General features: G+C 75.7%; 20 protein-coding genes. 9 read left to right on the plus strand and 11 right to left on the minus strand.

Annotation, left to right across the window (positions count from 1 at the left end; translation table 11 throughout):
• Window positions 1-163: 163 nt before the first annotated feature.
• Complete coding sequence (locus tag LO771_RS04050; protein ID WP_230648183.1) at window positions 164-1522, plus strand: DUF2252 domain-containing protein; 1359 nt, start codon at window positions 164-166, stop codon at window positions 1520-1522.
• Between the two features lie 46 nt (window positions 1523-1568).
• Here LO771_RS04050 and LO771_RS04055 read toward each other — a convergent pair whose 3' ends face one another.
• Window positions 1569-2129 (minus strand): hypothetical protein, encoded by a 561-nt coding sequence (locus tag LO771_RS04055; protein ID WP_230648184.1) that lies wholly within the window; start codon window positions 2127-2129, stop codon window positions 1569-1571.
• A gap of 262 nt (window positions 2130-2391) precedes the next feature.
• On the opposite strand from LO771_RS04055, the gene LO771_RS04060 reads away from it, so the two are divergent.
• The 4 genes from LO771_RS04060 (at window position 2392) to LO771_RS04075 (ending at window position 7212) form a co-directional block, all read left to right on the plus strand.
• A complete protein-coding gene (locus LO771_RS04060; protein WP_230648185.1) occupies window positions 2392-4086 on the plus strand; it encodes an alkaline phosphatase in 1695 nt (564 codons plus the stop codon).
• A 120-nt stretch (window positions 4087-4206) separates the two neighbouring features.
• Entirely contained in the window at window positions 4207-4794 is a 588-nt protein-coding gene (locus tag LO771_RS04065; RefSeq protein ID WP_230648186.1) for a hypothetical protein, read from the plus strand.
• 244 nt (window positions 4795-5038) lie between these two features.
• On the plus strand, window positions 5039-5398 hold the full coding sequence (locus tag LO771_RS04070; protein ID WP_230648187.1) for a hypothetical protein: 360 nt from the start codon (window positions 5039-5041) through the stop codon (window positions 5396-5398).
• A 953-nt stretch (window positions 5399-6351) separates the two neighbouring features.
• Complete coding sequence (locus tag LO771_RS04075) at window positions 6352-7212, plus strand: sulfurtransferase (protein ID WP_230648359.1); 861 nt, start codon at window positions 6352-6354, stop codon at window positions 7210-7212.
• A 33-nt stretch (window positions 7213-7245) separates the two neighbouring features.
• On the opposite strand, the gene LO771_RS04080 is transcribed toward LO771_RS04075, so the two are convergent.
• Window positions 7246-8157, minus strand: coding sequence for a YceI family protein (locus tag LO771_RS04080; protein WP_230648188.1), 912 nt, complete (start codon window positions 8155-8157; stop codon window positions 7246-7248).
• A 353-nt stretch (window positions 8158-8510) separates the two neighbouring features.
• Entirely contained in the window at window positions 8511-8870 is a 360-nt protein-coding gene (locus LO771_RS04085; RefSeq protein ID WP_230648189.1) for an aminoglycoside phosphotransferase, read from the minus strand.
• Window positions 8871-9076: 206 nt separating this feature from the next.
• Between LO771_RS04085 and LO771_RS04090 the strand changes: the two genes are divergently transcribed.
• Window positions 9077-9340: a ribosomal protein L7/L12 gene (locus tag LO771_RS04090; protein ID WP_230648190.1), complete on the plus strand. Its 264-nt coding sequence runs from the start codon at window positions 9077-9079 to the stop codon at window positions 9338-9340.
• 85 nt (window positions 9341-9425) lie between these two features.
• On the opposite strand, the gene LO771_RS04095 is transcribed toward LO771_RS04090, so the two are convergent.
• On the minus strand, window positions 9426-10001 hold the full coding sequence (locus LO771_RS04095; protein WP_230648191.1) for a PH domain-containing protein: 576 nt from the start codon (window positions 9999-10001) through the stop codon (window positions 9426-9428).
• Window positions 10002-10112: 111 nt separating this feature from the next.
• Entirely contained in the window at window positions 10113-10730 is a 618-nt protein-coding gene (locus tag LO771_RS04100; protein WP_230648192.1) for a dienelactone hydrolase family protein, read from the minus strand.
• 157 nt (window positions 10731-10887) lie between these two features.
• Here LO771_RS04100 and LO771_RS04105 point away from each other — a divergent pair, with 157 nt between their 5' ends.
• Window positions 10888-12135 (plus strand): mechanosensitive ion channel family protein, encoded by a 1248-nt coding sequence (locus tag LO771_RS04105; RefSeq protein WP_230648360.1) that lies wholly within the window; start codon window positions 10888-10890, stop codon window positions 12133-12135.
• Between the two features lie 45 nt (window positions 12136-12180).
• Here the strand turns inward: LO771_RS04105 and LO771_RS04110 are convergent, their stop codons facing one another.
• Both LO771_RS04110 and LO771_RS04115 read right to left on the minus strand, forming a co-directional pair.
• On the minus strand, window positions 12181-13047 hold the full coding sequence (locus LO771_RS04110) for an ABC transporter permease (protein ID WP_230648361.1): 867 nt from the start codon (window positions 13045-13047) through the stop codon (window positions 12181-12183).
• Between the two features lie 89 nt (window positions 13048-13136).
• Complete coding sequence (locus LO771_RS04115) at window positions 13137-16001, minus strand: alpha/beta fold hydrolase (RefSeq protein WP_230648193.1); 2865 nt, start codon at window positions 15999-16001, stop codon at window positions 13137-13139.
• Window positions 16002-16235: 234 nt separating this feature from the next.
• On the opposite strand from LO771_RS04115, the gene LO771_RS04120 reads away from it, so the two are divergent.
• On the plus strand, window positions 16236-17576 hold the full coding sequence (locus tag LO771_RS04120; RefSeq protein ID WP_230648194.1) for a mechanosensitive ion channel family protein: 1341 nt from the start codon (window positions 16236-16238) through the stop codon (window positions 17574-17576).
• Between the two features lie 53 nt (window positions 17577-17629).
• On the opposite strand, the gene LO771_RS04125 is transcribed toward LO771_RS04120, so the two are convergent.
• From LO771_RS04125 to LO771_RS04140, 4 genes are all read right to left on the minus strand, one after another.
• Window positions 17630-18067, minus strand: a complete 438-nt coding sequence (locus tag LO771_RS04125) for a GNAT family N-acetyltransferase (protein ID WP_230648363.1) — start codon at window positions 18065-18067, stop codon at window positions 17630-17632.
• Between the two features lie 102 nt (window positions 18068-18169).
• Window positions 18170-19108: an RluA family pseudouridine synthase gene (locus LO771_RS04130; RefSeq protein WP_230648195.1), complete on the minus strand. Its 939-nt coding sequence runs from the start codon at window positions 19106-19108 to the stop codon at window positions 18170-18172.
• Between the two features lie 97 nt (window positions 19109-19205).
• Window positions 19206-19916, minus strand: coding sequence for a signal peptidase II (lspA, locus tag LO771_RS04135; protein WP_230648364.1), 711 nt, complete (start codon window positions 19914-19916; stop codon window positions 19206-19208).
• 155 nt (window positions 19917-20071) lie between these two features.
• The gene (locus LO771_RS04140; RefSeq protein WP_308188828.1) at window positions 20072-20665 is read right to left on the minus strand and encodes a TraR/DksA family transcriptional regulator; all 594 of its coding nucleotides are present in this window, start codon (window positions 20663-20665) and stop codon (window positions 20072-20074) included.
• A gap of 527 nt (window positions 20666-21192) precedes the next feature.
• Between LO771_RS04140 and ileS the strand changes: the two genes are divergently transcribed.
• Window positions 21193-24336 (plus strand): isoleucine--tRNA ligase, encoded by a 3144-nt coding sequence (ileS, locus tag LO771_RS04145; RefSeq protein WP_230648196.1) that lies wholly within the window; start codon window positions 21193-21195, stop codon window positions 24334-24336.
• The last annotated feature ends 156 nt before the right edge of the window (window positions 24337-24492 follow it).

Here is a 24492-nt window from a genome sequence, read left to right on the forward strand (position 1 = left end):
CGCGAGCCGGTCCCCGGCGCCGCGCCGGGAACCGGCGGCCCGGACGGATCGTCCCGCAGTACGGACACCCGTCCCGTACGGATGTCCGCCCCGGTCGGACGCCCGCGCCGTGCGGACGCCCGCCCCCCGTGCCCGTCGCACCCCTTGTGGAGGTACCCCCGCCATGGCCGAAGCCCTCAACGCCGCCGACCGCGAGCCGGACCGCGCCGAGGCGATCCTGGAGGTGTTCGGCACGGCCTTCGGCGAGCTGCTGGAGAAGGACCCGGCGGCGTTCCGCGTGAAGTTCCGCAAGATGGCCGCCTCCGCCTTCGCCTTCTACCGCGGCACCGCCGCCCTCTTCTACGCCGACCTCGACCCCGCCGACGGCGTGCCCTCGCCGTTCGCCGGGGCCGGCGCCGGCTTCCTCGACGAGCGGACCGGCCGGGTGTGGATCCACGGCGACCTGCACGCCGAGAACTTCGGCACCTACCTCAACGCCGACGGCCGCCTGGTCTTCAACGTCAACGACTTCGACGAGGCCTACGTCGGCCCGTTCACCTGGGACGTGCAGCGCCTCGCGGCCAGCCTCGCCCTGATCGGGTACGCCAAGGCGCTGGCCGACGACACCATCTCCGACCTGGTCCGGGCGTACGCCCGCGCCTACCGCGCCCAGATCGCGCTGCTGGCGGGCGGCGGCCAGAAGCCGGGCGACACCGCCTTCACCCTGGACACCGCCGAGGGCCCGATCCTGGAGGTGCTGCACCGGGCGCGGCTGCAGACCCGGGTCGCGCTGCTGGACGAGCTCACCGTGATCGACGGCTACGACCGCCGCTTCCGCTCCGGCGGCGGCGCGATCGAGCTCGACGACGCGGTCCGCGCCGAGGTCATGGCCGCCTTCGAGGAGTACGTGGCCACGCTGCCCCCGGCCTCCCGCACCCGGCCCGACTCGCTGCGCGTCAAGGACGTGGTGGGCCGGCGCGGCGTCGGCATCGGCAGCGCCGGGCTCCCCTCGTTCAACCTGCTGCTGGAGGGCCACACCGACGCCCTGGAGAACGACGTCGTCATCTACATGAAGCAGGGCCAGACCCCGGCCGTCTCCCGGCACGTCACCGACGCCGCCGTCCGGGAGTACTTCCGCCACGAGGGCCACCGCACGGTGATCTCCCAGCGGGCCCTGCAGGCCCACGCCGACCCGTGGCTGGGCCACACCGAGATCGGCGGGCTGGGTCAGCTGGTCGCCGAGGTCTCCCCCTACGCGACCGACCTGGACTGGAGCGACCTGGCCGAGCCGGAGGACATCCGCGCCGTGGTCGAGTACCTGGGCCGGGCCACCGCCACCATGCACGCGGCCGCCGACGAGTCCAGCGGGCAGACCCTGGTGCCGTTCTCGACGGAGCACGCCATCGACGCGGCGGTCTCCCGCGACGAGGAGGGCTTCGTGGAGGGGCTGGTCGACTTCGCGCACGCGTACGGGGCCCGGGCGCGCACCGACCACCAGATCTTCGTCGACCTGTTCCGCAACGGGCGCATCCCGGGGCTGTGAGCCCGGCCGCGCGGGGCGGCGCGGGCCGCCGGCCCCGGGGCGGGACTCACCGCCCCGGGCCGCGCGGCCCGACCGTCCCGGGCCGCCGGGAGGCGTCCGCCTCCCCGTGTCCCTCCCCCTGCGGCACCTCGCCCAGGAAGATCGGGACCCGGTGCAGCGGCGGGGGCTCCCCCGGCAGCCCCGCCCGGGACCAGGCCACCCGGAGCGTCATCAGCAGCAGCCTGCGGGCCCGCAGCAGCAGGTAGCCGGCCAGCGGCAGCTCCACCAGGAGCGCGGAGGCGAGGGCGGCCAGGAAGTCGCGGGAGCCGCGGGCCAGCATCACGTCGAACCAGGCGTCGCAGACCAGCAGCACCGCGGTGGCGACGGCCAGCGGGATCACCACCTGGCGGCGGCGCCAGGCGGACCAGGCCGTCCCGGCGAGCGCGGCCAGCAGGCCGGCGTCGAAGCCGACCCAGGCGTAGCGCCACTGCCGGGCGACGTAGTGCACCGGCAGGGACATCGCGAGGTAGGCGATCCACGGGATCAGCGCGAGGCAGGCCACGACCAGGACCCGCAGGGCGCGGCGGTGCCTGCGCGCGGCCCCCGGCGGCAGCGGGGCGGCGTCCATGGAGCCATTGTCCGTCCGGGCCCCGGGAGCCGCCGCCGGTGGGGCCCGGGCCCGGGGCGAGCGGGGGTGAGCCCGGGGCCCGAGGCGAGCGGGGGTGAGCCCGGGGCCCGGGGCGAGCGGGGGTGAGCCCGGGGCGCGAGGCGAGCGGGGGTGAGCCCGGGCCCGGGGCCCGGGGTGAGCCGGGGTGAGCCCGGGGCGAACACCTGACGAACAGTCGGGCGGCGGGTTCCCCGGGCCCGTACCGGCCAGTAGCGTGCCCGGCGTGACCGAGTCCCTTCACGCGGCTCACGCCGCCGACGCCACCGCGTCCCCCCGCCGCACCCCGGCCCGCCGCGCCGTCATCAAGGCCGCCGCCGCCGTCACGGGTGCCGTCGCCCTGCCGGCCGCCACCGCGGCCCGGGCCGCCGCCTCCCCGGCCGCCACCGCTACCGCCCCGGCCTTCGTGCACGGCGTCTGCTCCGGCGACCCTCTGCCCGACGGCGTGGTCCTGTGGACCCGGGTGACCCCGACCCCCGACGCGCTGCCCGGCTCCGGCGCCGGCCCCGACCTGCCCGTGGAGTGGACCGTCGCCGCCGACCGCGGCTTCGCCTCCGTCGTCGCCTCCGGCACGGTGACGGCCTCCGCCGCCACCGACCACACCGTCAAGGTCGACGTGCGCGGCCTGGCCGCCGACACCCCGTACTGGTACCGCTTCACCGCGGGCGGCGCCTCCTCCCCCGCCGGCCGCACCCGCACCGCCCCCGCCGCCGACGCCGCCGTCGACCGGCTGCGCCTCGGCGTCGCCTCCTGCGCCAACTGGGAGGCCGGGTACTTCTCCGCCTACCGGCACCTGGCCGCCCGCGGCGACCTGGACGTCTTCCTCTTCCTCGGCGACTACGTCTACGAGTACCGCAGCGGCGACTTCTGCGCGCGGGGCACCGTCGTCCGCCCGCACCAGCCGCTGAACGAGACCGTCACCCTCGCCGACTACCGCACCCGGCACGGCGCCTGCAAGACCGACCCCGACCTCCAGGCGCTCCAGGCGCAGGTGCCGCTGATCGCGATCTGGGACGACCACGAATTCGCCGACAACGCCTCCTCCACCGGCGCCGTCAACCACCAGCCCGACACCGAGGGTGACTGGGGCGCCCGGGTCGCCGCCGCCAAGCAGGCCTACTTCGAGTGGATGCCGGTCCGGCCGTCCATAGCGGGCACCACCTACCGGAAGCTGCGCTACGGGCGGCTCGCCGACCTGTCGCTGCTGGACCTGCGCTCCTTCCGCACCGCCCAGGCCGCCGCGGGCAGCGGCGGCGTGGACTCCCCCGACCGCACCATCACCGGCCGCGCCCAGCTCGACTGGCTCAAGGCCGGGCTCGCCGCCTCCGACACGGCCTGGCGGCTGGTCGGCAACTCGGTGATGATCTCGCCGGTCGCCTTCCTCTCGATGCCCGCCTACCTGCTGCGGCCGCTGGCGAAGCTGCTGGGCCTGCCCGAGGAGGGCCTGGCCGTCAACACCGACCAGTGGGACGGCTACACCCACGACCGCCGCGAACTGCTCGGCCACCTCTCCTCCCGCGGCATCCGCAACACCGTCTTCCTCACCGGCGACATCCACTCCGCCTGGGCGGCGGACGTCCCCGCCGAGGCCGCCACCTACCCGGCGTCGGGATCGGTCGCCACCGAGTTCGTCGTCACCTCGGTCACCTCCGACAACGTCGACGACTTCCTCAAGGTCCCGGCGCAGACCGTCTCCCTGGCCGGCGTCGCCGCCATCGAGGCCGCCAACCGGCACGTCAAGTGGGTCGACCTGGACTCCCACGGCTACGGCGTCCTCGACGTCACGGCGGAGCGGGTGCAGATGGACTACTACGTCCTCTCCGACCGCACCCGGCCCGACGCCACGTCGCGGTGGGTCCGCTCCTACCGGACCCGCTCCGGCAGCCAGCAGGTCGAGCGGGTCTGGTCGCCCGTCGGCTGATCCCGCGCCAGGCGGCCCGCTCCGGAAAGCCCGTGCCGGGCGGCGCCGTCCGGGCACCACCGCCGCCTCCCGGCCGTTGATCGAACACAGTGGCGGTCGGGAGGCGGGGGCAGGGCGGGCATGGCATCCAAGGGGACGGGGACCAAGGGGAAGGGAACCGGGGGAAAGGGAGCCGGGGGCGCGTCCGGCGCGGGGAGGCGGCGGGCCGGACTGCTCGCGGCCGCCTCCCTGTTCGGCGCCGTCGTGCTCCTCCTCGGCGCCCTCGGCCTGCTCGGCGGCCTCCAGGGCGTCGCCGCCCAGGTCCGGGCCGAGCGCTGGAGGCCCGAGCAGCCCACCGGCCCCGACCACGTCACCGCCCGCATGCGCGCCGTCCGCGACGCCGTGGAGAAGGAGTTCCGCCTCCCCGGCGGCTCCGGCTGCTACCGCGAGGACGGCGGCATAGCCGGCGGCGGCGAGCACCCCCTCGGCCGCGCCTGCGACTTCATGCTCGGCCCCGCCGGGGTGCGCGCCACCGGCGACCGCGCCGAGCTCGGCGACCGCATCGTCCGCTGGGTGCGCGAGCACGCCGACGACTACGGCATCTGGTACGTGATCTACCGTCAGCACATCTGGTCCAGCCGCCACCCCGAGCGAGGCTGGCTCCCCATGGAGGACCGCGGCGGCGTCACCGGGAACCACTACGACCACGTCCACATCTCGGTGTACTGACCGGCGGCCCCGCCGGCCCGGCGTCCGAGGTGGGACCGGCTGCGCCGCTTCCGGAGAAACCGGCCGGACGCCGCGCGCACCCTCGACCGGGTCGTGGGACTTCCGGGCGAAGCCACTGCACCGGCCGGAACCCTCCGTCTCCGGTCGCCCCGCCCGAAGGCATTGACAACGCCGTCGGCAGTGAGGAGCCTGATGCATCGCCATGGAGAGCGGGGGGTCTCACATGCCTCATGAAAACACCCGCATGAGAGCCAGTTGGATCTGCCTGGCCGTCATCGGCGCGGGCATCCTGATTTTCGGCGTCGCCGCTGTCGTGGCGCCGGCCTCCCCTGACAAGCCGCTCATGCGGGCCGACGGACTGGCGTCGGCCGGCATGGGCCTGTTCGGGATGGCGATAACCCTGGGCCCTTTCCGCGACCGGAGACGCTGGGCATGGGCCACGCAGTGGTTCTATCCGGTCTTCTGGGCGGCGCACCTGGTGGGCCGGCTGCCCCCGGGAAAGGACCACGTTCATCAGGTGGTGTTCATCGTCCTGTCGCTCGTGGGTTTGCTCCTGCCCATCCGAGACTTCTTTCCGCGCCCCCTACGGCAGGGCCGGGCTTGATTGCCGCCCAGCGAATCGTGGAGCGATTCCCCGATCACACCGAAAGGGGCGGACATCCACGAGAAGCAGGGGTCCGCAGGGACGATTTCGGCGGGACTGCGCAAGGGACGGGAAACGCACAGGCCACGCGCACGGCCGCTCACCCCCACTCTCGAGAACCCCGAACGGGGTGGGGCACTCTCATTCATGGTGGAGGTGCCGGACCCGTTCCGGCCGGAAGGTGCGCGACGCCCCGCTCCGAGCCCTGGGAGGCAGGCGACGAGCCGTGGACGTCGATCGAGCCGCTGGCCCCGCCCGTACCCCGGTGCTCCCGCAGCCGGACAAGCGAGGTCGACCGGCGAGACGCACCGTGCCGCCGTCCCCGAGCGGGGCCTCCAGCAGAAGAACGGGCAGCGGCCGTCGCGGAAGACCCCCTCGACCGGCGGGTCCGGGTGTCCCGGCCTGGCACTGGAGGCCCACCAGATGCGCCAGACCCCGGATTCCGGGTCGAACTGGCGGAGGATGAGGCCCTCGAAGGTGTCGGTCCGGATCCGGTCGACGTTCCCCGGGCCGCCCAGGACCGGTTCGGCCTCGGCCGTCGCGTCGAACCCGGTCCGCTCCTGGCGCTCCGGGCCGGTGACGTCCAGGGGCTTGCGGTTGTGCACCCGCCGGCGCCCGACGATGAAGTCGAAGTCGGAACGGCCGTCCTCGGGCACGGCAGTGCTCATGTGGACTCCCCGGCGAGTGGTCGCCACCGGTCCCTCGGCGGCGGTGGACATGCGCGGATCCGCATCGTACGGAAAGTCACTGGCACTCCGTCGGGTCCGGCGGTCCCGGTCAACGGATGACCGACGGGCGGGCCCGCTGTGGAACGATCGGCGGGCGTCCGGGGCGTCCGCCCGTCGGGCGGTCGGGGTCGGACGGAGGAGGACGGCGGCATGGGAGGGCACGGCGGCATGGAGGGTCACGACGGCATGGCGGCTGGATCGGACGGCGGCGACGACGGCGGGGAGCCGTTCGGTCCGCTGGTGGCCGCCGGCCGGCTCGCCCGCCTGCTGGGCGCACCCGGCGTGGTCGTGCTCGACGCCTCGGTCGGGGCGCACCGCGGCTCCCTCCGGCGGATCCCGGGAGCGCGGCCCTTCGACATCGACGGGGCGCTGTCCGACCCAGCCGCCCCCCTGCCCCACACGATGCCCGGGGCGGCGCGGCTCACCGAGGAGGTGCGCGCGCTCGGCGTGGACGACGGCAGCACGGTGGCCGTCTACGACGCGGCGGGCGTCTACTCCAGCGCCCGCGCCTGGTGGATGCTCCGGGCGATGGGCCACGAGCGGGTCGCGGTCCTCGACGGCGGCCTGCCCGCCTGGGAGGCCGCCGGGCTGCCCGTGGAGGAGGGCCCGCCCGCGCGCGCCGGGCGGCACGGGGACTTCACCGCCCGCCCCCGCCCCGGGCGGTTCGTGGACGCCGACGGGGTGGCGGCCGCCCTGGCCGACCCCGCCGCGGCGGTCCTCGACGCGCGCTCCAGCGAGCGCTTCCGGGGCGAGGCCCCCGAGCCCCGCCCGGGGCTGCGCGGCGGCCACATGCCCGGGGCGGTCAGCCTGCCGTTCGGCGAGGTCCAGCGGGACGGTCTGATGCTCCCGGAGGCGGAGCTGCGGGCCGTCCTCGCGGCCCGGACCGGGGGCCGGGAGAGGCTGGTGGTGAGCTGCGGTTCGGGGGTCACGGCCTGCGTCCTGGCGCTGGCGGCCGTGCTCGCCGGGTACCCGGAGCCGGCCGTGTACGACGGCTCCTGGAGCGAGTGGGGCCTGCCCTCGGACCTCCCGGTGGTGACGGGCGGGTAGTCCGGCGGCCGACGGCCGGGCGGGCCGGGCCCGTCACTCGGGCGGGGTCGGGGTGTCCTCGCAGCGGAACATGGCCTGGACGTCCAGCTCCAGCTTGATGCGGGGGCCGACGACGGCGATGCCGCGGGCCAGCATGGAGCGCCAGTTGAGGGTGAAGTCCTCGCGGTGCAGCTCGGTGGTGGCGAGTGCGGCGCAGCGCAGCTCCTCGCCATAGCCGCCGTTGACCATGCCGAGGTAGGTGGTGTCCAGCTGGACGGACCGGCTGGTGCCGTGCATGGTGAGCGCGCCGTGGACGGTCCACTTGGCGCCGTGCCGGTGGACGAGGCGGTCGCTGGCGAAGTGCAGGTACGGGTACCGCTTGACGTCGAGGAAGTCGGCGGACCGCAGGTGGGTGTCGCGGGTGCGGTTGCCGGTGGTGAGGGAGCCGGCCTCGATGGTGATCTCGATGGACGAGTCCTCCATCCGCTCGCCGATGCGGATGCCGCCCTCGAAGTCGGTGAACCGGCCGTGCACGTGGGCCATCCCGACGTGCTGCGCGATGAAGCGGATCGCGGTGTGCGGGGGGTCGAAGTCCCAGGCGCCGGGGACGGGCAGCTCCTTGAGCGGGGACGGCATGAGCTGGAACGGCCCGACGTGGCTGCGCTGCCCGGCCGTGACGGTCACGGCGGAGCGGACCGGCTCCAGGCTGTCGGCGGTCACCGCCAGCTGGTACTCCCCCGGCGGCAGCGCGGCCGCGAACCAGCCGAAGGGGTCGCTGGTGGCCGTCACCAGCGGGAGGCGGTGGACCGGGTCGAAGACGGTGATGTCGGCGCCGCGCAGTGCGGTGCCCATCGGGTCGTGCACCTCGCAGCTGACGACGCCCGCCCCGCGGGGCGGGGCCGGGAGCAGCGGCGCGTCGGCGGTGCCGGTGCGCGCGTGCCTGCGCCGCAGCAGTCCCAGGGGCATGGTTCTCCTCCTTGCCGGAGCGGTCCGAGGGTCGTCCCCGTCGCCTTCCGGCGGTTCTCGGGCGGTCGGCGGGATTCCGCCGATAAAGATCGTCAGTAGGCAGACTAACCCGGCCCGGAGCCGCCTCCGCGCCACGCAGGTGACCTGGGGGTGAGAGAAACTTCACCGTGTCAGAAATATGTGTGGGCGACGTGTCCGGATTTCAAGGAAAGGCATTAACTGAAGCCCTGTCACGGATTCCCGCGCCCCGGAGGCCGCTCCCCGGACGCGACGGCAGCACCTCCCGCGCCGGTACGGGGGCAGGCCGGTGAGGGGCCGTCCGGCCCGGCTGCGGGCGGCCCGCGCGGGAGCCCTCAGCCCAGGAGGGCCAGGAGGCGGCGGGCCTGGCGCTCCAGGGTGCCCGCCGGGTTCCGTGCGTGACCCGGGGCGTCCGGCAGGAGCATGAGCAGCCGGATCAGGGCGAAGAGCCTGCGGAGGTCCTCCAGGCGGCGTGCCTCGGCGGGGGTGAGGGCGAAGCGGCCGAGGAAGGCCGGCACGTCGAGGGTGCCGTCCACCCACGTGGACACGTGCTCGGCGATCTCGGCCAGCTCGAAGGCGCGGTCGCTTCGGCCGGAGATCTCGAAGTCCACGAGGCGGACGCGGTCGCCGTCCCAGAGGAAGTTCGCCAGGTTCCCGTCCGCGAGGCCGAGGCCCCCTCCCGCCGGGCGTTCCATCCGCCGGGACGTGACGGGACGCGGTGGGAGCGGCCGCCCCGGGGGTCGCGTGCGGCCGTCCCGGCCCGCGGGGCGCGGACCGGTGCGGGCGGCGTCCCGCCGTCCCGGCCCCCGCCCCCCGGTTCCCCGGTCCCGTCGACCCCAGAGGGGTCGAGAGCCGTCCGGGGCGGGCCCTACCCTGCACAGGGGTCCACGGAGGAGGGGCGATGACGGTGTACTTCACCCTCGTGTGCGACGACCCGCCGTACGGCGTGGTGCTCACGGACCCGGGCCCTCGCCCCGTCGAGGTGGTGAAGGCCCTGCACCGGCGGACGGGGCTGAGCCTGTGGCGCAGCAAGGTCCTCATCGGCGACCTGCCCGCCACCGTCCTCGCCGACGTGCCGGAGCAGGACGCGGTGGCCATGGCGGCGGCACTGCGTGAGGCGGGCGCCCGGGCCGACGCGGTGCGGATGCCGCCGCTTCGGCCCTGAGCCCCTGCGGGAGGCAGCCGGAACGGCGGGTCGTGGCATGTGCCGCGGCGGTCCGCGGAACACGCCGACGGACACCCGGGCGCCCTCAGGCGTCGGTGCGGTCGCGCTCGACGGCGGCGGACCGGAGCGCGCGGAGCGCATCTGCGGCCTCCAGGACGGGCCCGGCGCCCCGGCGGGCGTGCGCGAGGGGCGCGGGGAGCACCACGGCGGTGCCGTCCGCGGTGGTGATCCGCAGGTTCCAGTACCCTCCGTGGCGGTGGACGGCCGATGCGGCGTCGACCGAGGCGATCTCCGCCCACCGCCACGACCGGCGCCGTCGCATCGGGCGCCCGTACGAGATCCCCTCCGCGTCGGCGGTCGTGTGCACGAGGGCGCCGCCGGCGAGGTAGGCGGCCAGGATCAGGAACGGGGCGGCGGCCAGGGCTTCGCCGAGGCGGTAGGCCGCGCTGTAGGACCAGGGGTCCTGCGTGAGCGCGTCGACCAGCGAAGGGGTCGCCATCAGGGCCACCAGTCCGCCCGCCAGGAGGGAGAGCGCCCGGCTGCGGGCGTCCGCGCGGTAGCGGAGCCTGACGGGTGCGGCCGTGGGGCGGGCAGCGGTCGGGCGGGCAGCGGTCGGGCGGGGAGCGGTCGGGCGGGGGGCGGTCGGGACGCCGGGTCTCACGGTCTGCTCCTGTGCCGGGGGACGGGACGAAGATCATGGCACGGCCGGTCCGCGTCCTCGGTCCGCCGGAGCGCGGCCCCGGAGGCGCGGAGCGCCGCCCGGGCCGCCGGCTCAGGCGTCGGCGTCGATGTCCGCCAGGAAGTCCAGTGCGGCGGCCCACGCCTGGGCGGCGGCCTCGGCGTCGTGGTCGGGCAGGTCCGGGTCGGTGAAGAGGTGGCCGGCCCCGCGGTAGCGGTGGATCTCGACGTCGGCCCCGGCGCGGCGCATCCGCAGGTACCAGGCGTTGAGCCAGTCCTCGGTCTCGAACGGGTCGGGCTCGGCGACGTGGAGCTGGACGGGGACGGAGGTGGCGGCGTCGTCGAGGATGTCGGAGGTGCCGTGGAAGAGCAGCAGGCCGCGGGCGGTCTCGTCGGCGAGGGCGAGGTTCTGGGCGAGGGCGCCGCCGAGGGAGAAGCCGGCGTAGACGAGGCCCGGGGCGTCGGGGCCAGCCCCGTTGCCGGAGGAGGTGGTGCCGATCAGGGGGACGGCGGCGGCCACGGCGCGGCGCAGCAGCTCCTCGGTGCCGATCTCGTCCTTGATCGCCATGCCCTCCTCGACGGTGTCCACGACCCGGCCGTCGTAGAGGTCGGGGACGTGCACCTCGTGGCCGGCGGCGCGCAGCCGGTCGGCCGCCGCGCGGACCGCGGGCCGCAGGCCGTAGGCGGAGTGGAGGAGGAGGATGCGAGCCACGGGAGGTGCCCTTCCTGGCGTGTCGTCCGGTTCTGTCCCCCATCATGGCCGGTGAGGGAGGGTCCGCGGTAATCGGCTGCCCGACGGTCCGTCAAGATGTCCGAAGATCATTCGAGTAGGCCCATACGATCGGAAGTCGACAACCATGTGGAGCGTGATGCGCCCCCTGGCCCTGCTGTGCTGCGCGGTCGCCGTGCCCGCCCTGGTGGGGTGGGGGGTGGACCGGCTGCTGAGACGGGCGATGGGCTCCCGGCCCGGCTCGCGGACCCTGCCGCTGCTGCGCCGCTGCCGGATGCCCCTGCAGGCCCTGGTGGCGGCGGCGTGGCTGTACGCGGCGCTGCCGGCCGCGGGACTGCCGTCCGAGGTGTACCCGGCGGCGCGGCACACCCTGCTGGTGCTGGTGATGGCCGCCTCGGGGTGGCTGGGGGTGCGGGTGACCGGCGCCCTGGTGACCACGGCGGTCGGCCGGTACGAGAACGCGGTGGACGACCACTCCCGGGTGCGGCGGATGCGCACGCAGGTCGGGCTGATCCGCCGGGTGGTCCAGGCCGCGATCGTGCTGGTCGCGATCGCGTCCGCGCTGATGACCTTCCCGGCGGCCCGCGCGGTGGGCACCAGCCTGCTGGCGTCGGCCGGCGTGATCGGCGTGGTCGCGGGCATCGCCGCGCAGTCCACCCTGGGCAACCTCTTCGCGGGCCTGCAGATCGCCTTCGGCGACATGGTGCGGATCGGCGACGTCGTGGTGGTGAACGGCCAGCAGGGCCAGATCGAGGAGATCACCCTCACCTACCTGGTCCTGACCACCTGGGACCAGCGCCGGATCGTCATGCCGGTCTCGTACTTCACCGGGCGGCCGTTCGAGAACTGGTCGCGCAAGGACCCGCGGATGACCGGCACGGTGATCCTCCACCTGGACCACGCGGCGCCGATCGGCGAGCTGCGGGCCGAGCTGAAGCGCTACCTGGACGGCAACGCGCTCTGGGACCGGCAGGGCTGGAGCCTGCTGGTCACCGACACCACGCCGTCCACGGTGGTGGTGCGGGCCCTGATGACGGCGCGGGACGCGGACGACGTGTGGACGCTGCGCTGCGCGGTCCGCGAGCACCTGCTGGAGTACGTGCGGGAGCGCCACCCGCAGGCGCTGCCCCGGGTCGCCACGACCGTGGTCGCGGCGGGCGGGCCCGAGGGCCACGGCGCGGAGGACCAGGCCGCGCAGGAGCGCGGCACGGAGGAGCACGGGGTCGGGGCGCCCTGGGCGGAGGGGCCCTGGACCCGGCCGGAGGGGACCCCCCACGAGAGGGTCCGGGACGCGGAGGGGCCGCGGGCCGCACGGGGTGCCCGGGTGCCGGTGCCGGCGCAGCGGCGGTCCCCCGGGGGCGTCAGCCTGGCCAAGGAGCCCCGCTGACCCGGCGGCCCGCCGCCGTTCCCGCGGCGGCGGGCCGCCGGGCGGTCAGGACACCACGTCCTTGCCGCGGAAGCCGCGGAAGGCCAGCGCCAGCAGCACCACCGCGTAGGAGGCGGAGACCACCGTGCCCTTGACCATGCCGCCCCACTCCAGCTGGGGCTGGAGGGCGTCCGCCCAGGCGTACTGCCAGTGGGCGGGCAGCAGGTCGCGCCAGTCGCCGAGGGCGGTGACGGCGTCCAGCACGCTGCCGACGATGGTGAGGAAGACCGCCCCGCCGACGGCGCCGAGCGGCGCGTCGGTGGCGGTGGAGAGCCAGAAGGCGAGCCCGGCGGTGGCCAGCTGCGAGAGCAGGACGTACCCGACGGCGATCGCGAGGCGTGGCAGCGCCGACCCGGCCTCCAGGCTGGTGCCGGTGGGCAGCCTCAGGTCGCCCCAGCCGTAGGCGGCGGTGCCGACGGCGAGGGCCACCGCGGGCAGCAGCACCACCGCCGCCGCGCTGAAGGCGAGGGCGACGGAGAGCTTGGCGGCCAGCAGCCGGGTGCGCGGCACGGGGGCCGCGAGCAGGTAGCGCAGCGAGGACCAGCCGGCCTCCGCCGCCACCGTGTCGCCGCAGAACAGCGCCACCGGGATGACCAGCAGGAAGCCGGTGGAGACGAAGAGGGCGGTGGCGGCGAAGTTCGCACCGGAGGCGGTGGCGGTGTCGATGAGGGTGGTGCGGCCGCGGTTCGGGTCGGGGCCGCCGCCGATGGCGAAGGCCGCGAGCAGCACCAGCGGCAGGCCGGCCAGGACGGCGGCCATGACGAGGGTGCGGCGGCGGCGCAGCTGGCGCACGGCCTCCACCCGGAAGGACAGGGTGCGGCGCGGCCGGTAGCCGGGGGCGTGCCCGGCGTCGGGTGGCCCGGGGGCGGCCAGCGGCGGGACGTGCGGGGTCCCGGGCTGCTGCCGGGCCGGCGACGGCGGACCGGCCTGCGGCGGCGGGGCCGCGGACGGCTGCGGGGCGCTCACGCGGGTCCTCCGATCAGGGAGAGGAAGGCGTCCTCCAGGCGGCGGTGCGGTCCGACCCGCTCGACGGGCACGCCGAGCCGGACCAGTTCGGCGACCAGCGCGGGCACGGTCAGGCCGTCGAGGCGCACCAGCAGCCCGGCGTCGACCGCCTCGGCGGAGGCGACGCCGTCGAGGGCGGCGGCCTTCTCCGCGGCGGCGGTGCGGCCGCCCGCGTCCAGGGCCTCCGGGCCCTGCGCCGGGGTGGCGACGAGCAGCAGGTCGCCCGCGCCGACGATGTCCGCGACGGGCCCGGCGGTGACCAGGCGGCCGCGGTCCATGACGACGAGGTGGGTGCAGCTCTGCTCGACCTCGGAGAGGAGGTGGCTGGAGACGATGACGGTGCGCCCGGTGGCGGCGTACCGCACCATGACCTCGCGCATCTCGCGGATCTGCGGCGGGTCGAGGCCGTTGGTGGGCTCGTCGAGGATGAGCAGCTCGGGCAGGCCCAGCATGGCCTGGGCGAGGGCGAGGCGCTGCCGCATGCCCTGGGAGTAGGTGCGCACCGCCCGGTCCAGCGCCTCGCCGAGGCCGGCGATCTCCAGCGCCTCCTCCAGGTGGGAGTCCCCGTCGGGGCGGCCGGTGGCCTGCCAGTACAGGCGCAGGTTGGCGCGGCCGGTGAGGTGCGGAAGGAAGCCGGCGCCCTCGACGAAGGCGCCGACGCGGGAGAGGACGGGGGCGCCGCTGCGCACGGCGTGGCCGAAGACGCGGATCTCGCCGCTGTCGGGGCGGATGAGGCCCATGAGCATGCGCAGGGTGGTGGTCTTGCCCGCGCCGTTGGGGCCCAGGAGTCCGACGACCTGGCCCTGTTCGACGCGGAAGGAGAGGTCGCGGACGGCGTACCGGTCGGCGGCGCCCGCGTAGCGCTTGGACAGGCCGGTGATCTGCAGCGGGACGGCGGCGAGGTCCGGGTCCGGCCGCGGGGTGCGGCGCAGCCGCCCGGGGCCGGTGAGCAGCAGCAGGGCGGCGAGGGCGACCGCTCCGGCGGGCATGGCCCACACCCAGGCGGGCAGCGGGGCGGCGGCGGTGCGCAGGCCCTGGTCGGTGGGGACGGCGAGTCCGGGGCCGGCCGTCGCGACACGGTAGGCGGCGGGTTCGGCGGGCGAGGCGTAGGCGAGGTCGGTGCTGGCGAACACGACCGCCATGCGGTGCCCGGCGGTGAACTCGTGGTCGATCGCCGGCAGCCTCACCTGCACGGTGCGGCCCTGCGGGGCGTCGGCGCCGGTGACGCGGAAGGGGGCGACCAGCTGCTGGGGCAGGGTGCGGCCGCCGTCGGGGGCGACGTCGTAGAGCTTGGCGAAGAGCACGGCGTCGGGCCGGTCGGCGCGGACCCGCACGGAGAGGCGCGGCGCGCCGGTGACCCGGACGGAGGAGGCGAGCGGCGCGGAGCTGAAGACGGCGGACTGGCCCGGGAGGTCGAGGGAGAGGCCGGGCCCGACGGCGGACAGCCGGGAGAGGGCGGCCAGGCCGGGCACCGTGGAGACGGCGGGCGGCGAGCCGCCCGGGGGGTTGGCGGCGGTCTGCTCGCCGCCGGCCAGCGGCACGGTGCGGACGGTGGTGCCGTCGAGGCCGGGGTAGCGGTCGGCGGTCGCGCCGCGCAGCACGGACTGGACGCCGGTGGAGTCGAGGCCGCCGGTGCGGGTGACGCGGAAGGCGGGGCCGGCGGGGGCGTGGCCGCCCTTGAGGTGGTGGTCGAACCAGGCGGTGACGCGCCGCTGGACGCGGGCGGTCTCCTGGTCCCCGCCGTCGTGGCCGCCCGCGTACCAGTCGACGGCGACGGGCGCGCCGTTCGCGGCGACGGCGCGGGCGATGGCGTCGCCCTGGTCGAGGGGGAAGAGCGAGTCGTGCAGGCCCTGGACGACGAGGGTGGGGACGCGGATGCGGCCGGCGACCGAGGAGGGGCTGGAGCGCTCCAGGAGCCTCACCGCGGCGGCGTCGGGCCGTCCGGCGACCGCGACCCGGCGGTACATGGCGCACAGCTCGGCGGTGAAGCGGCCGCAGCCGGGGTCCGCGGCGGCCGGGCCGGGCCGGGCGCCGGGGGCGGCGTCGGGCGCGGCGGGACCGGCGGGGCCGCCCCGGCCGACCTGGCCGCCCTGCGCACCCTGGCCGCCCTGTGCGGACGGCCCGGCGGGGTCGGTGGACCCGGTGGAGAAGAAGATCCCGGTCCAGAGCTTCTTGAGGACGCCGTCGGCCGGACCGCTGCCGGCCGCGTTCTGCGGGAAGAGCGCGCCGGCCAGGTCCCACCAGGTGATCTGGGGCGCGATCGCGTCGATGCGGCGGTCGTACCCGGCGGCGAGCAGCGCGACCGCGCCGCCGTAGGAGGCGCCGGTGACGCCGACCCGGGGGTCGCCCGGGGCGTCGAGCCGGACCTCCGGCCGGGTGGCCAGCCAGTCGACGAGGCCGCGGACGTCCTGCACCTCGGCGTCGGGCGCGTCCAGGCCGATCCGGCCCCCGGAGCGGCCGAAGCCGCGGGCGGACCAGGTCAGCACCGCGTACCCGGCGCGGGCGAGCTGCTCCGCCTGCGCCCGCACGCCGTCCTTGGAGCCGCCGAAGCCGTGCGCGAGCAGCACCGCGGGGCGGCGCCCCGCGGGGCCCGCGGTGAGGAAGGAGGTGTCGATGCGGACCTTCCGGGCGCTCCCGGGGGCCTCCGGAAGCTCCAGGAAGCGCTGCTCGACGCGGACCGGCGGCCCGCCGCCGGAGGCGGCGGCGGTCCACACGCCGACGGTCCCGGCCGCGAGGGCCAGGGCGAGCACGGCGGCCGCGAGCCGCCGGGAGCGGCGCGGCCGCCCCGTCCACCACCGCCGCAGGCGGCCGCCGAGGTCCATGACCGGTGATCCTAACCGGCCCCGGTGACGGCGCCCGGCGCGGCCCTCGGCACCGGGCCCGGCGGGGATCCGGGCCCTGCGGGGACCCGGGCCCGGTGTGGGCCGCGCCACGCCACCGACCGCGTGTTCGGCCCGCCCGCCCGGCAAGGGGTAACCGGATCGCGGTGCGCCGAGGAGCCGGAGGGCCGGGAGGCAGGCGGGCCGAGGAGAGCCGAGGAGAGGAGAGGGCCGACCGTGGATCCGTGGAGCGTGCTGAGGCCGGGACTGGTGCTGGTGGGCACGGTGCTGGTGACGCTGGCGCTGGGGAAGGCCGCCGAGCTGCTGGTGGGGAGGATGGCGGCAGGCCGCCCGGACAACCCGCTCTGGGCGCTGCTGCGGCGGTGCCGGGCGCCGTTCCTGCTCACCGTCGGCTCGATGGTGCTGCTCGCCGGCGAACGGGCCGCGGAGCTCCCGGACGGGGTGCGCGGGCCGCTGCGGCACCTGCTGGCGCTGTTCCTGATCGGGGTGGCGGCGTGGCTGGTCTCCCGGGTCGCGGCGCTGCTGATCAACACCTCCTTCAACCGCTACGCGGCCGTCCGGCGGGACCCGGCGCGGGTGCGGCGGGTGCGCACCCAGGCGGGCATGCTCCGCCGGGTCACCACGGTCATGGTGGTGCTGATCGCCCTGGCCTGCATGCTGATGACCTTCCCGGGCGTGCGGGCGGTGGGCACGAGCCTGCTGGCCTCGGCGGGCCTGATCGGCGTGGTCGCCGGCGTCGCGGCGCAGTCCACGCTGGCGAACCTCTTCGCCGGGCTCCAGGTGGCCTTCGGCGACATGGTGCGGATCGGCGACGTCGTGGTGGTCGAGGGCGAGTGGGGGACGGTGGAGGAGATCACCCTCACCTACCTGGTCCTGGCCACCTGGGACCAGCGGCGGATCGTCATGCCGGTGTCGTACTTCGCGGGGAGGCCGTTCGAGAACTGGTCGCGCAACGACCCCCGGATGACCGGCACGGTGATCCTCCACCTGGACCACGCCACACCGGTGGCGGAGCTGCGCGAGGAGTTCGACCGGCTGATGAAGGAGTCGCCGCTCTGGGACGGCGTGGGCTCGGCGCTCCAGGTGACCGACACCACGCCGAGCGGCATCGTGGTGCGGGCGCTGATGACCGCGCGGGACGCCGACGACGCCTTCACGCTCCGCTGCGAGGTGCGGGAGCGGCTGGTCGACTGGCTGCGCCGCACCCACCCGGAGGCGCTGCCGAGGATCGCCACCTCCCCCGCCCCGGGCCCGGTCGGCCTGCCCCGGCAGCGGCCCGGCGGCCCGGCCGGGGACGGGCACGCCTGGCCCCGGGACGGGGAGCGGCCCGGGGACGGCGGCCGGGAGCCGGAGTACCGGCGGCGGGAGCCGGAGTACCGGCGGCGGGAGCCGGAGTACCGGCGGCGGGAGCGGGTGCTCGCCGAGGCCGGCCACGACGGGGAGCCGCCCCGCCACACCGGCTCGCCGGCCGGCTCCCCCGACGGCGTCTCCCTGGCGAAGGGCGGCGACGGGGGGACCGGGGACGCCGGGGGCGGGGGCGGCGACCCGCGCGGCTGAGATCGGCACGGCGCCCGGCCCCGCGGGGCCGGGCGCCGTGCGCGCGGGACGGGTCAGGCCGCCCCGGGGCCGTCCAGCGGGCGGCTCATGGTGCGGTGCGGGATGCCCGCGTCCAGGTACTCGGGGCCGCGGGCGGTGTAGCCGAGCCGCTCGTAGAAGCCGATCGCGGAGACCTGGGCGTGCAGCTCCACCTCCCGCGCGCCGAGCTCCCGGGCGGCCCGCTCGACCTCGCGGACCAGGGCGGCGCCGAGCCCGGTGCCCCGGGCGGCGGGCAGGACCGCGAGGCGGCCGAGCAGGACGGCCCCGTCCCGGCCGGCCTGCTCGCGGGCGGGCGCGCCGTGCACGACGCGGCCGGTGCCCAGGGGCTCGCCGCCGGGCCCGGTGGCGAGCAGGTGGAGGCAGAGCGGGTCGAGGTCGTCCCACTCCTCCTCCTCGGCGATGCCCTGCTCGACGACGAAGACCTCGCGGCGCACGCGGTGCACGAGCTCCATGTCGGCGGGGCCGTCGGCGGTGCGGACGCGGACGCCGTCGGGGCGGACGCCCTCGGAGGGGCGGGCGACGGGGGCGTCGGCGGTGCGGAGGGGTGCGTCCACTCAGCTCTCCGCGGAGATGACGTCGAGGGCCCTGGCCAGGTCCTCGGGGTACTCGCTGGCGAACTCGGCCCACTGGCCGTCCGAGGGGTGCTCGAAGCCGAGGTGGACCGCGTGCAGCCACTGCCGGGTGAGGCCGAGCCGCTTGGCGAGGACGGGGTCGGCGCCGTACGTGAGGTCGCCGGCGCAGGGGTGGCGGAGCGCGGCCATGTGCACCCGGATCTGGTGGGTGCGCCCGGTCTCCAGCTTGATGTCGAGCAGGGAGGCCGCGCGGAAGGCCTCGATGAGGTCGTAGTGGGTGACCGACGGCTTGCCGGAGGCGACGACGGCCCACTTCCAGTCGGCGGTGGGGTGCCGGTCGATGGGGGCGTCGACGGTGCCGCGCATCGGGTCCGGGTGGCCCTGGACGAGGGCGTTGTACCGCTTGTCGACGGTGCGCTCGCGGAACTGCTGCTTGAGCAGGCTGTAGGCGAGCTCGGACTTGGCGACGACCATCAGGCCGGAGGTGCCCACGTCCAGGCGGTGCACGATGCCCTGGCGCTCGGCCGCCCCGGAGGTGGAGATGCGGTAGCCGGCGGCGGCGAGGCCGCCGATGACGGTGGGGCCGGTCCAGCCGGGGCTGGGGTGGGCGGCGACGCCGACCGGCTTGTCGACGACGACGATGTGGTCGTCGTCGTGGACGATCCGCATGCCCTCGACGGGCTCGGCGACGACCTGCACGGGGGCCGGCGGGGCCGGGATCTCCACCTCCAGCCAGGCACCGGCGGTGACCCGGTCGGACTTGCCCGCCGTCGCCCCGTCGACCCGGACCTTGCCGTCGGAGGCGAGCTCGGCGGCCTTGGTGCGGGAGAAGCCGAACATGCGGGAGAGGGCGGCGTCGAGACGCTCGCCCTCCAGGCCGTCGGGTACGGGCAGGGTGCGGATCTGCGCTGCGGTGCTCACCTGAACGAGTATGCCGGACCGCGGGGGCCCGGCTGCCCGCCCCGGGCGGCGGGACCCGGCGGCAGGACCGGGGGCCGGACCGGCGGGGCGGGCCCGCTCAGCCCTGGCGGCCCTCCTCCGCGGCGCCGGCCGGCTCCTCCGCGGCGTCCCGGTCGCCCCGGTCGTCCCGGTCGCGGTGGACGGTGCCGTCGGGGTTGGAGCCGCGGAAGGAGAGCAGGACCACCAGCACGCCGCCGCAGACGATGGCCGAGTCGGCCAGGTTGAAGACGGCGAAGTGCTGGAGCGAGACGAAGTCGACGACGTGCCCGCGGAAGACGGCCGGACCGCGGAAGAGGCGGTCGGTGAGGTTGCCGAGGGCGCCGCCGAGCAGCAGGCCGAGCGCGACCGCCCAGGGCAGGCTGTGCAGCTTGCGGGCGATGCGCCAGATGACGACGATCACCGAGGCGGCGATGAGGGTGAAGACGATGGTCAGCGCCTGGCCCATGCCGAAGGCCGCGCCGGGGTTGCGGATGACCTGGAAGGTGAGCACGTCGCCGATGACCCTGATGGGGGCGTGGCCCTCGAGGCCGGAGACGACGAGCAGCTTGCTGCCGAGGTCGACCAGGTAGGCGACGAGGGCGACGGCGAGGAGCACGGCGACCCGGCGGCGGCGGTGCGCCGCGCGTCCGTCCCGGTCCTCGGCGGTCCCGTCCTCCGCGGCGGGGGCGGTGCCGTCCTGCCCTGTGCCGTCCTGGCCTGCGCCGTGCCGGGTCGGACCGCCCTGGGCCGCGCCGTCCTGGGTCTGGTGGGAACCTGGCGTACTGATGATCCGCTCCGCTGCCGGGTGGGCCCCTCCTGACCGAAGGCGGGCAAGGAGGGAAGGTGGGGACCGGCCCCGGGGCCGGGGCGGCGCTGTCGAGGTCGAGGGTACGGCACCGGGCCGCCGCGGGGCGGCCCGGTCCGCACCGGCCGGGCGGGCGGGGGCTAGCGGCGCTCCTGCTTCGCCTTGCACTGGACGCAGAGCGTCGCCCGGGGGAACGCCTGCAGCCTGGCCTTGCCGACGGCCTGGCCGCAGGACTCGCAGAGGCCGAAGGCGTTGGCGTGCAGGCGGGCGAGGGCGCGCTCGGTCTGGGCGAGCATGTCGCGGGCGTTGTTGGCGAGGGCCAGCTCGTGCTCGCGGGAGATGTTCTTGGTCCCCGCGTCCACCTGGTCGTCGCCGGCGCCGTCGCCGGAGTCGCGCATCATGCCGGAGATGGCGGCCTCGGAGGTGTCGATCTCCTCGCGCAGCCGGGCGGCTTCGACGGTCAGCTCGTCGCGCAGCTCGTCGACCTCGGCGGCCGTCCAGTGGTCCTCGCCGGGGCGGACGGGGAGCTGCGCCGGGTCGAGCGGCCCGGGGTCGGGCGCGGCGACGGCGGCGGCGCCGGCCGCGGCCGGCGCGTGGGTGCGGGTGGTCGCCGCGGGCCGTGCGGCGGCGGTGCCGGTCTTGCGGCGGGTGGTCACAGTCCCCTCCCCCGGGTCCGCCACGGCCCTGCGGGCCCGCCGGACGGCGGTGGTCCCGTTCTCAGCCTTCTCAGCCATGGCTACGACCCCTTCACGAATGACGGTGGCCCGGAGGTTCCCGGACCGCTCAGTGCCGGAACGATAATTCGATGCGATTCGTGCCACAACCGGACATTCCGGCAACATCAGATGTCCACCCGGGGAGTCCCTCCCCAGGTCTGACGGGTTTGTGCCCAGAACGTCACCCACTAACCGCATTCCGTGGCCGTTACCGGCCGGTCCGGGGAAAGCGGTGGCACCGGCCTATACACTGCTGCTGCGAGGCGTCGATGGGACGAGTACCTCCGCACGCAGCCAGCAGCGAACCGGGGACGGTGGGAGCCCGGGGGCGTGCGCGGCGGGAAGATCACCCCGGAGCCGCCGGAAGAACGGCCCAGGCCCCAGGCCGCGGCCCGGTAGAACCGGCAGCAAGCACAAACGAGTGGGTCGGGGAACGCGCAGGCGGCACCCGGCCAAGGAGGGTGGTACCGCGGGCCGGCGCACGCCGTCTCGTCCCTCCGTCGGAAGCCGTCACGACACGCGTCCGCCGGAGGAAGGCCCCCGCGATGACCACTGCCGAAGAGCCCCGCTACCGGGCCGTACCCGCGCAGGTCGACCTGCCCGCCCTGGAGCACGAGGTGCTCGCCTTCTGGCGGGACGAGAAGATCTTCCAGCGCAGCCTGGAGCAGTCCGAGGGCCGCCCCGAGTGGGTCTTCTACGAGGGCCCGCCGACCGCCAACGGCATGCCCGGCGCCCACCACATCGAGGCCCGCGTCTTCAAGGACGTCTTCCCCCGCTACCGCACCATGAAGGGCTACCACGTCGGCCGCAAGGCGGGCTGGGACTGCCACGGCCTGCCGGTGGAGCTCGCGGTGGAGAAGGAGCTGGGCTTCACCGGCAAGCAGGACATCGAGGCGTACGGCATCGCCGAGTTCAACGAGAAGTGCCGCGCCTCGGTGACCCGCCACACCGACGCCTTCGCCGAGCTCACCGAGCGCATGGGCTACTGGGTCGACATGGACCAGGCCTACCGCACCATGGACCCCGACTACATCGAGTCCGTGTGGTGGTCGCTCAAGCAGATCTTCGACAAGGGCCTGCTGGTGCAGGACCACCGCGTCGCCCCCTGGTGCCCGCGCTGCGGCACCGGCCTGTCCGACCACGAGCTGGCCCAGGGCTACGAGACGGTCGTCGACCCCTCGGTGTACGTCCGCTTCCCGCTCACCTCCGGCCCGCTGGCCGGCGAGGCCTCGCTGCTGGTCTGGACGACCACCCCCTGGACGCTGGTGTCCAACACCGCCGTCGCCGCCCACCCCGAGGTGACCTACGTGGTGGCCACCGACGGCAGCGAGCGGCTGGTCGTCGCGGAGCCGCTGCTGGCCAAGGCGCTCGGCGAGGGCTGGACCGCCACCGGGCAGGCCTTCACCGGCCGCGAGATGGAGCGCTGGACCTACCGGCGCCCCTTCGACCTGGTGGAGATCGAGGACGCCCACTACGTCGTCAACGACACCTACGTCACCACCGACGACGGCAGCGGCCTGGTCCACCAGTCCCCCGCCTTCGGCGAGGACGACCTCCGGGTCTGCCGCGCCTACGGCCTGCCGGTGGTCAACCCGGTCCGCCCCGACGGCACCTTCGAGGAGCAGGTCCCGCTGGTCGGCGGCGTCTTCTTCAAGAAGGCCGACGAGGCCCTGGTCGCCGACCTCCAGGCCCGCGGCCTGCTCTTCCGCCACCTGCCGTACGAGCACAGCTACCCGCACTGCTGGCGCTGCCACACCGCGCTGCTCTACTACGCGCAGCCGTCCTGGTACATCCGCACCACCGCCGTCAAGGACGCCCTGCTCCGCGAGAACGAGAACACCAACTGGTTCCCGGAGAACATCAAGCACGGCCGCTTCGGCGACTGGCTGAACAACAACGTCGACTGGGCGCTGAGCCGCAAGCGCTACTGGGGCACCCCGCTGCCGGTGTGGACCTGCGAGGAGGGCCACCTCACCTGCGTCGGCTCCCGCGCCGAACTCGGGGAGCTCGCCGGCCGCGACCTGTCGGAGCTGGACCCGCACCGCCCGTACATCGACGACGTCACCTTCGGCTGCCCCGACTGCGGCGCGACCGCGACCCGGGTGCCCGAGGTCATCGACGCCTGGTACGACTCGGGCTCCATGCCGTTCGCGCAGTGGGGCTACCCGTACCGCAACAAGGAGCTGTTCGAGAAGCGCTACCCGGCGCAGTTCATCTCCGAGGCCATCGACCAGACCCGCGGCTGGTTCTACTCGCTGATGGCCGTCGGCACCCTGGTCTTCGACCGCTCCTCGTACGAGAACGTGGTCTGCCTCGGCCACATCCTCGCCGAGGACGGCCGCAAGATGTCCAAGCACCTGGGCAACATCCTGCAGCCCATCCCGCTGATGGACCAGCACGGCGCCGACGCCGTGCGGTGGTTCATGGCGGCCGGCGGCTCGCCGTGGGCGGCCCGGCGCGTGGGCCACGGCACCATCCAGGAGGTCGTCCGCAAGACGCTCCTCACCTACTGGAACACCGTCGCCTTCCAGGCCCTGTACGCCCGCACCGCCGACTGGGCGCCCTCCGCCGCCGACCCGGCGCCCGCGGACCGGCCGCTGCTCGACCGCTGGCTGCTCTCCGAGCTCAACATCCTGGTGCGCGAGGTGGACGCGGCCCTCGACGGCTTCGACACCCAGCGGGCCGGGCGGCTGCTCTCCGCGTTCGTCGACGACCTGTCCAACTGGTACGTGCGCCGCTCCCGCCGCCGCTTCTGGCAGGGCGAGCCCGCCGCGCTCGCCACCCTGCACGAGGTGGTGGAGACCGTGACGCGGCTCATGGCGCCGCTGGTCCCGTTCATCACCGAGCGGGTCTGGCAGGACCTGGTGGCGCCCGTCACCCCGGACGCCCCCGCCTCGGTGCACCTGTCCACCTGGCCGGAGGCCGACGAGGCGCTGGTCGACGCCGACCTCTCCCGCCGCATGGCGCTGGTCCGGCGGCTGGTGGAGCTCGGCCGGGCCACCCGGGCCGACTCCGGCGTGAAGACCCGTCAGCCGCTCTCCCGGGCCCTGGTCGCCGCCCAGGGCTGGGAGGACCTGCCGGCCGAGCTGCGCGCCCAGATCGCCGAGGAGCTGAACGTCTCCGAACTGGCCTCGCTCAGCGAGGTCGGCGGCTCCCTGGTGGACACCACCGCCAAGGCCAACTTCCGGGCGCTGGGCAGGCGGTTCGGCAAGGGCGTGCAGGCCGTGGCCAAGGCCGTCGCCGCCGCCGACGCGGCCGCGCTCTCCACCGCCCTGCGCACGGACGGCACCGCGACGGTCGAGGTCGACGGCGAGGCGGTCGTGCTCACCCCGGACGAGGTCGTCGTCACCGAGACCCCGCGCGAGGGCTGGGCGGTGGCCAACGAGTCCGGCGCGACCGTCGCCCTGGACCTGCACATCACCCCCGAGCTGCGCCGCACCGGCGTCGCCCGCGACGTGGTCCGCCAGGTCCAGGAGGCCCGCAAGGCCAGCGGCCTGGAGGTCGCCGACCGCATCGTGCTGCGGTGGACCGCCACCGACGCCGAGACCGCGGCCGCGCTCGCCGAGCACGCCGCCCTGGTCGCCGACGAGGTCCTGGCCGTGGACTTCGCCGAGGGCGTCGCGGACTGGGAGTCCGAGCCGTTCACGGACGAGGCGCTGGGCCTGTCCTTCCGCCTCCGCAGGGCCTGAACCGCACGGCCCCGCCGTGCGGCCCGACCGCACGGCGGGGCCGGACGGCCTGACCGCACGTGAAGGAGCCGTCGCCCCCGGTCCGGGGGCGGCGGCTCCTTCGTGTCCGGCTCCTCGGCGCCCGGGGCCGGCCCCCGGGCGTGTCCGGCGCCCGCG

Origin of the sequence: Streptacidiphilus sp. ASG 303, assembly GCF_020991365.1 — a bacterium.
In the GTDB taxonomy this organism is placed as follows: domain Bacteria; phylum Actinomycetota; class Actinomycetes; order Streptomycetales; family Streptomycetaceae; genus Peterkaempfera.

Coding starts and splice junctions, on each gene's coding strand:
- LO771_RS04125 (WP_230648363.1), bottom strand. CDS start 18,067: ATGGAGCTCGTGCACCGCGTGCGCCGCGAGGTCTTCGTCGTCGAGCAG.
- LO771_RS04090 (WP_230648190.1), top strand. CDS start 9,077: ATGACGGTGTACTTCACCCTCGTGTGCGACGACCCGCCGTACGGCGTG.
- LO771_RS04070 (WP_230648187.1), top strand. CDS start 5,039: ATGAGAGCCAGTTGGATCTGCCTGGCCGTCATCGGCGCGGGCATCCTG.
- LO771_RS04115 (WP_230648193.1), bottom strand. CDS start 16,001: ATGGACCTCGGCGGCCGCCTGCGGCGGTGGTGGACGGGGCGGCCGCGC.
- LO771_RS04065 (WP_230648186.1), top strand. CDS start 4,207: ATGGCATCCAAGGGGACGGGGACCAAGGGGAAGGGAACCGGGGGAAAG.
- LO771_RS04140 (WP_308188828.1), bottom strand. CDS start 20,665: ATGGCTGAGAAGGCTGAGAACGGGACCACCGCCGTCCGGCGGGCCCGC.
- LO771_RS04085 (WP_230648189.1), bottom strand. CDS start 8,870: ATGGAACGCCCGGCGGGAGGGGGCCTCGGCCTCGCGGACGGGAACCTG.
- ileS (WP_230648196.1), top strand. CDS start 21,193: ATGACCACTGCCGAAGAGCCCCGCTACCGGGCCGTACCCGCGCAGGTC.
- LO771_RS04055 (WP_230648184.1), bottom strand. CDS start 2,129: ATGGACGCCGCCCCGCTGCCGCCGGGGGCCGCGCGCAGGCACCGCCGC.
- LO771_RS04105 (WP_230648360.1), top strand. CDS start 10,888: ATGCGCCCCCTGGCCCTGCTGTGCTGCGCGGTCGCCGTGCCCGCCCTG.
- LO771_RS04050 (WP_230648183.1), top strand. CDS start 164: ATGGCCGAAGCCCTCAACGCCGCCGACCGCGAGCCGGACCGCGCCGAG.
- LO771_RS04080 (WP_230648188.1), bottom strand. CDS start 8,157: ATGCCCCTGGGACTGCTGCGGCGCAGGCACGCGCGCACCGGCACCGCC.
- LO771_RS04075 (WP_230648359.1), top strand. CDS start 6,352: ATGGCGGCTGGATCGGACGGCGGCGACGACGGCGGGGAGCCGTTCGGT.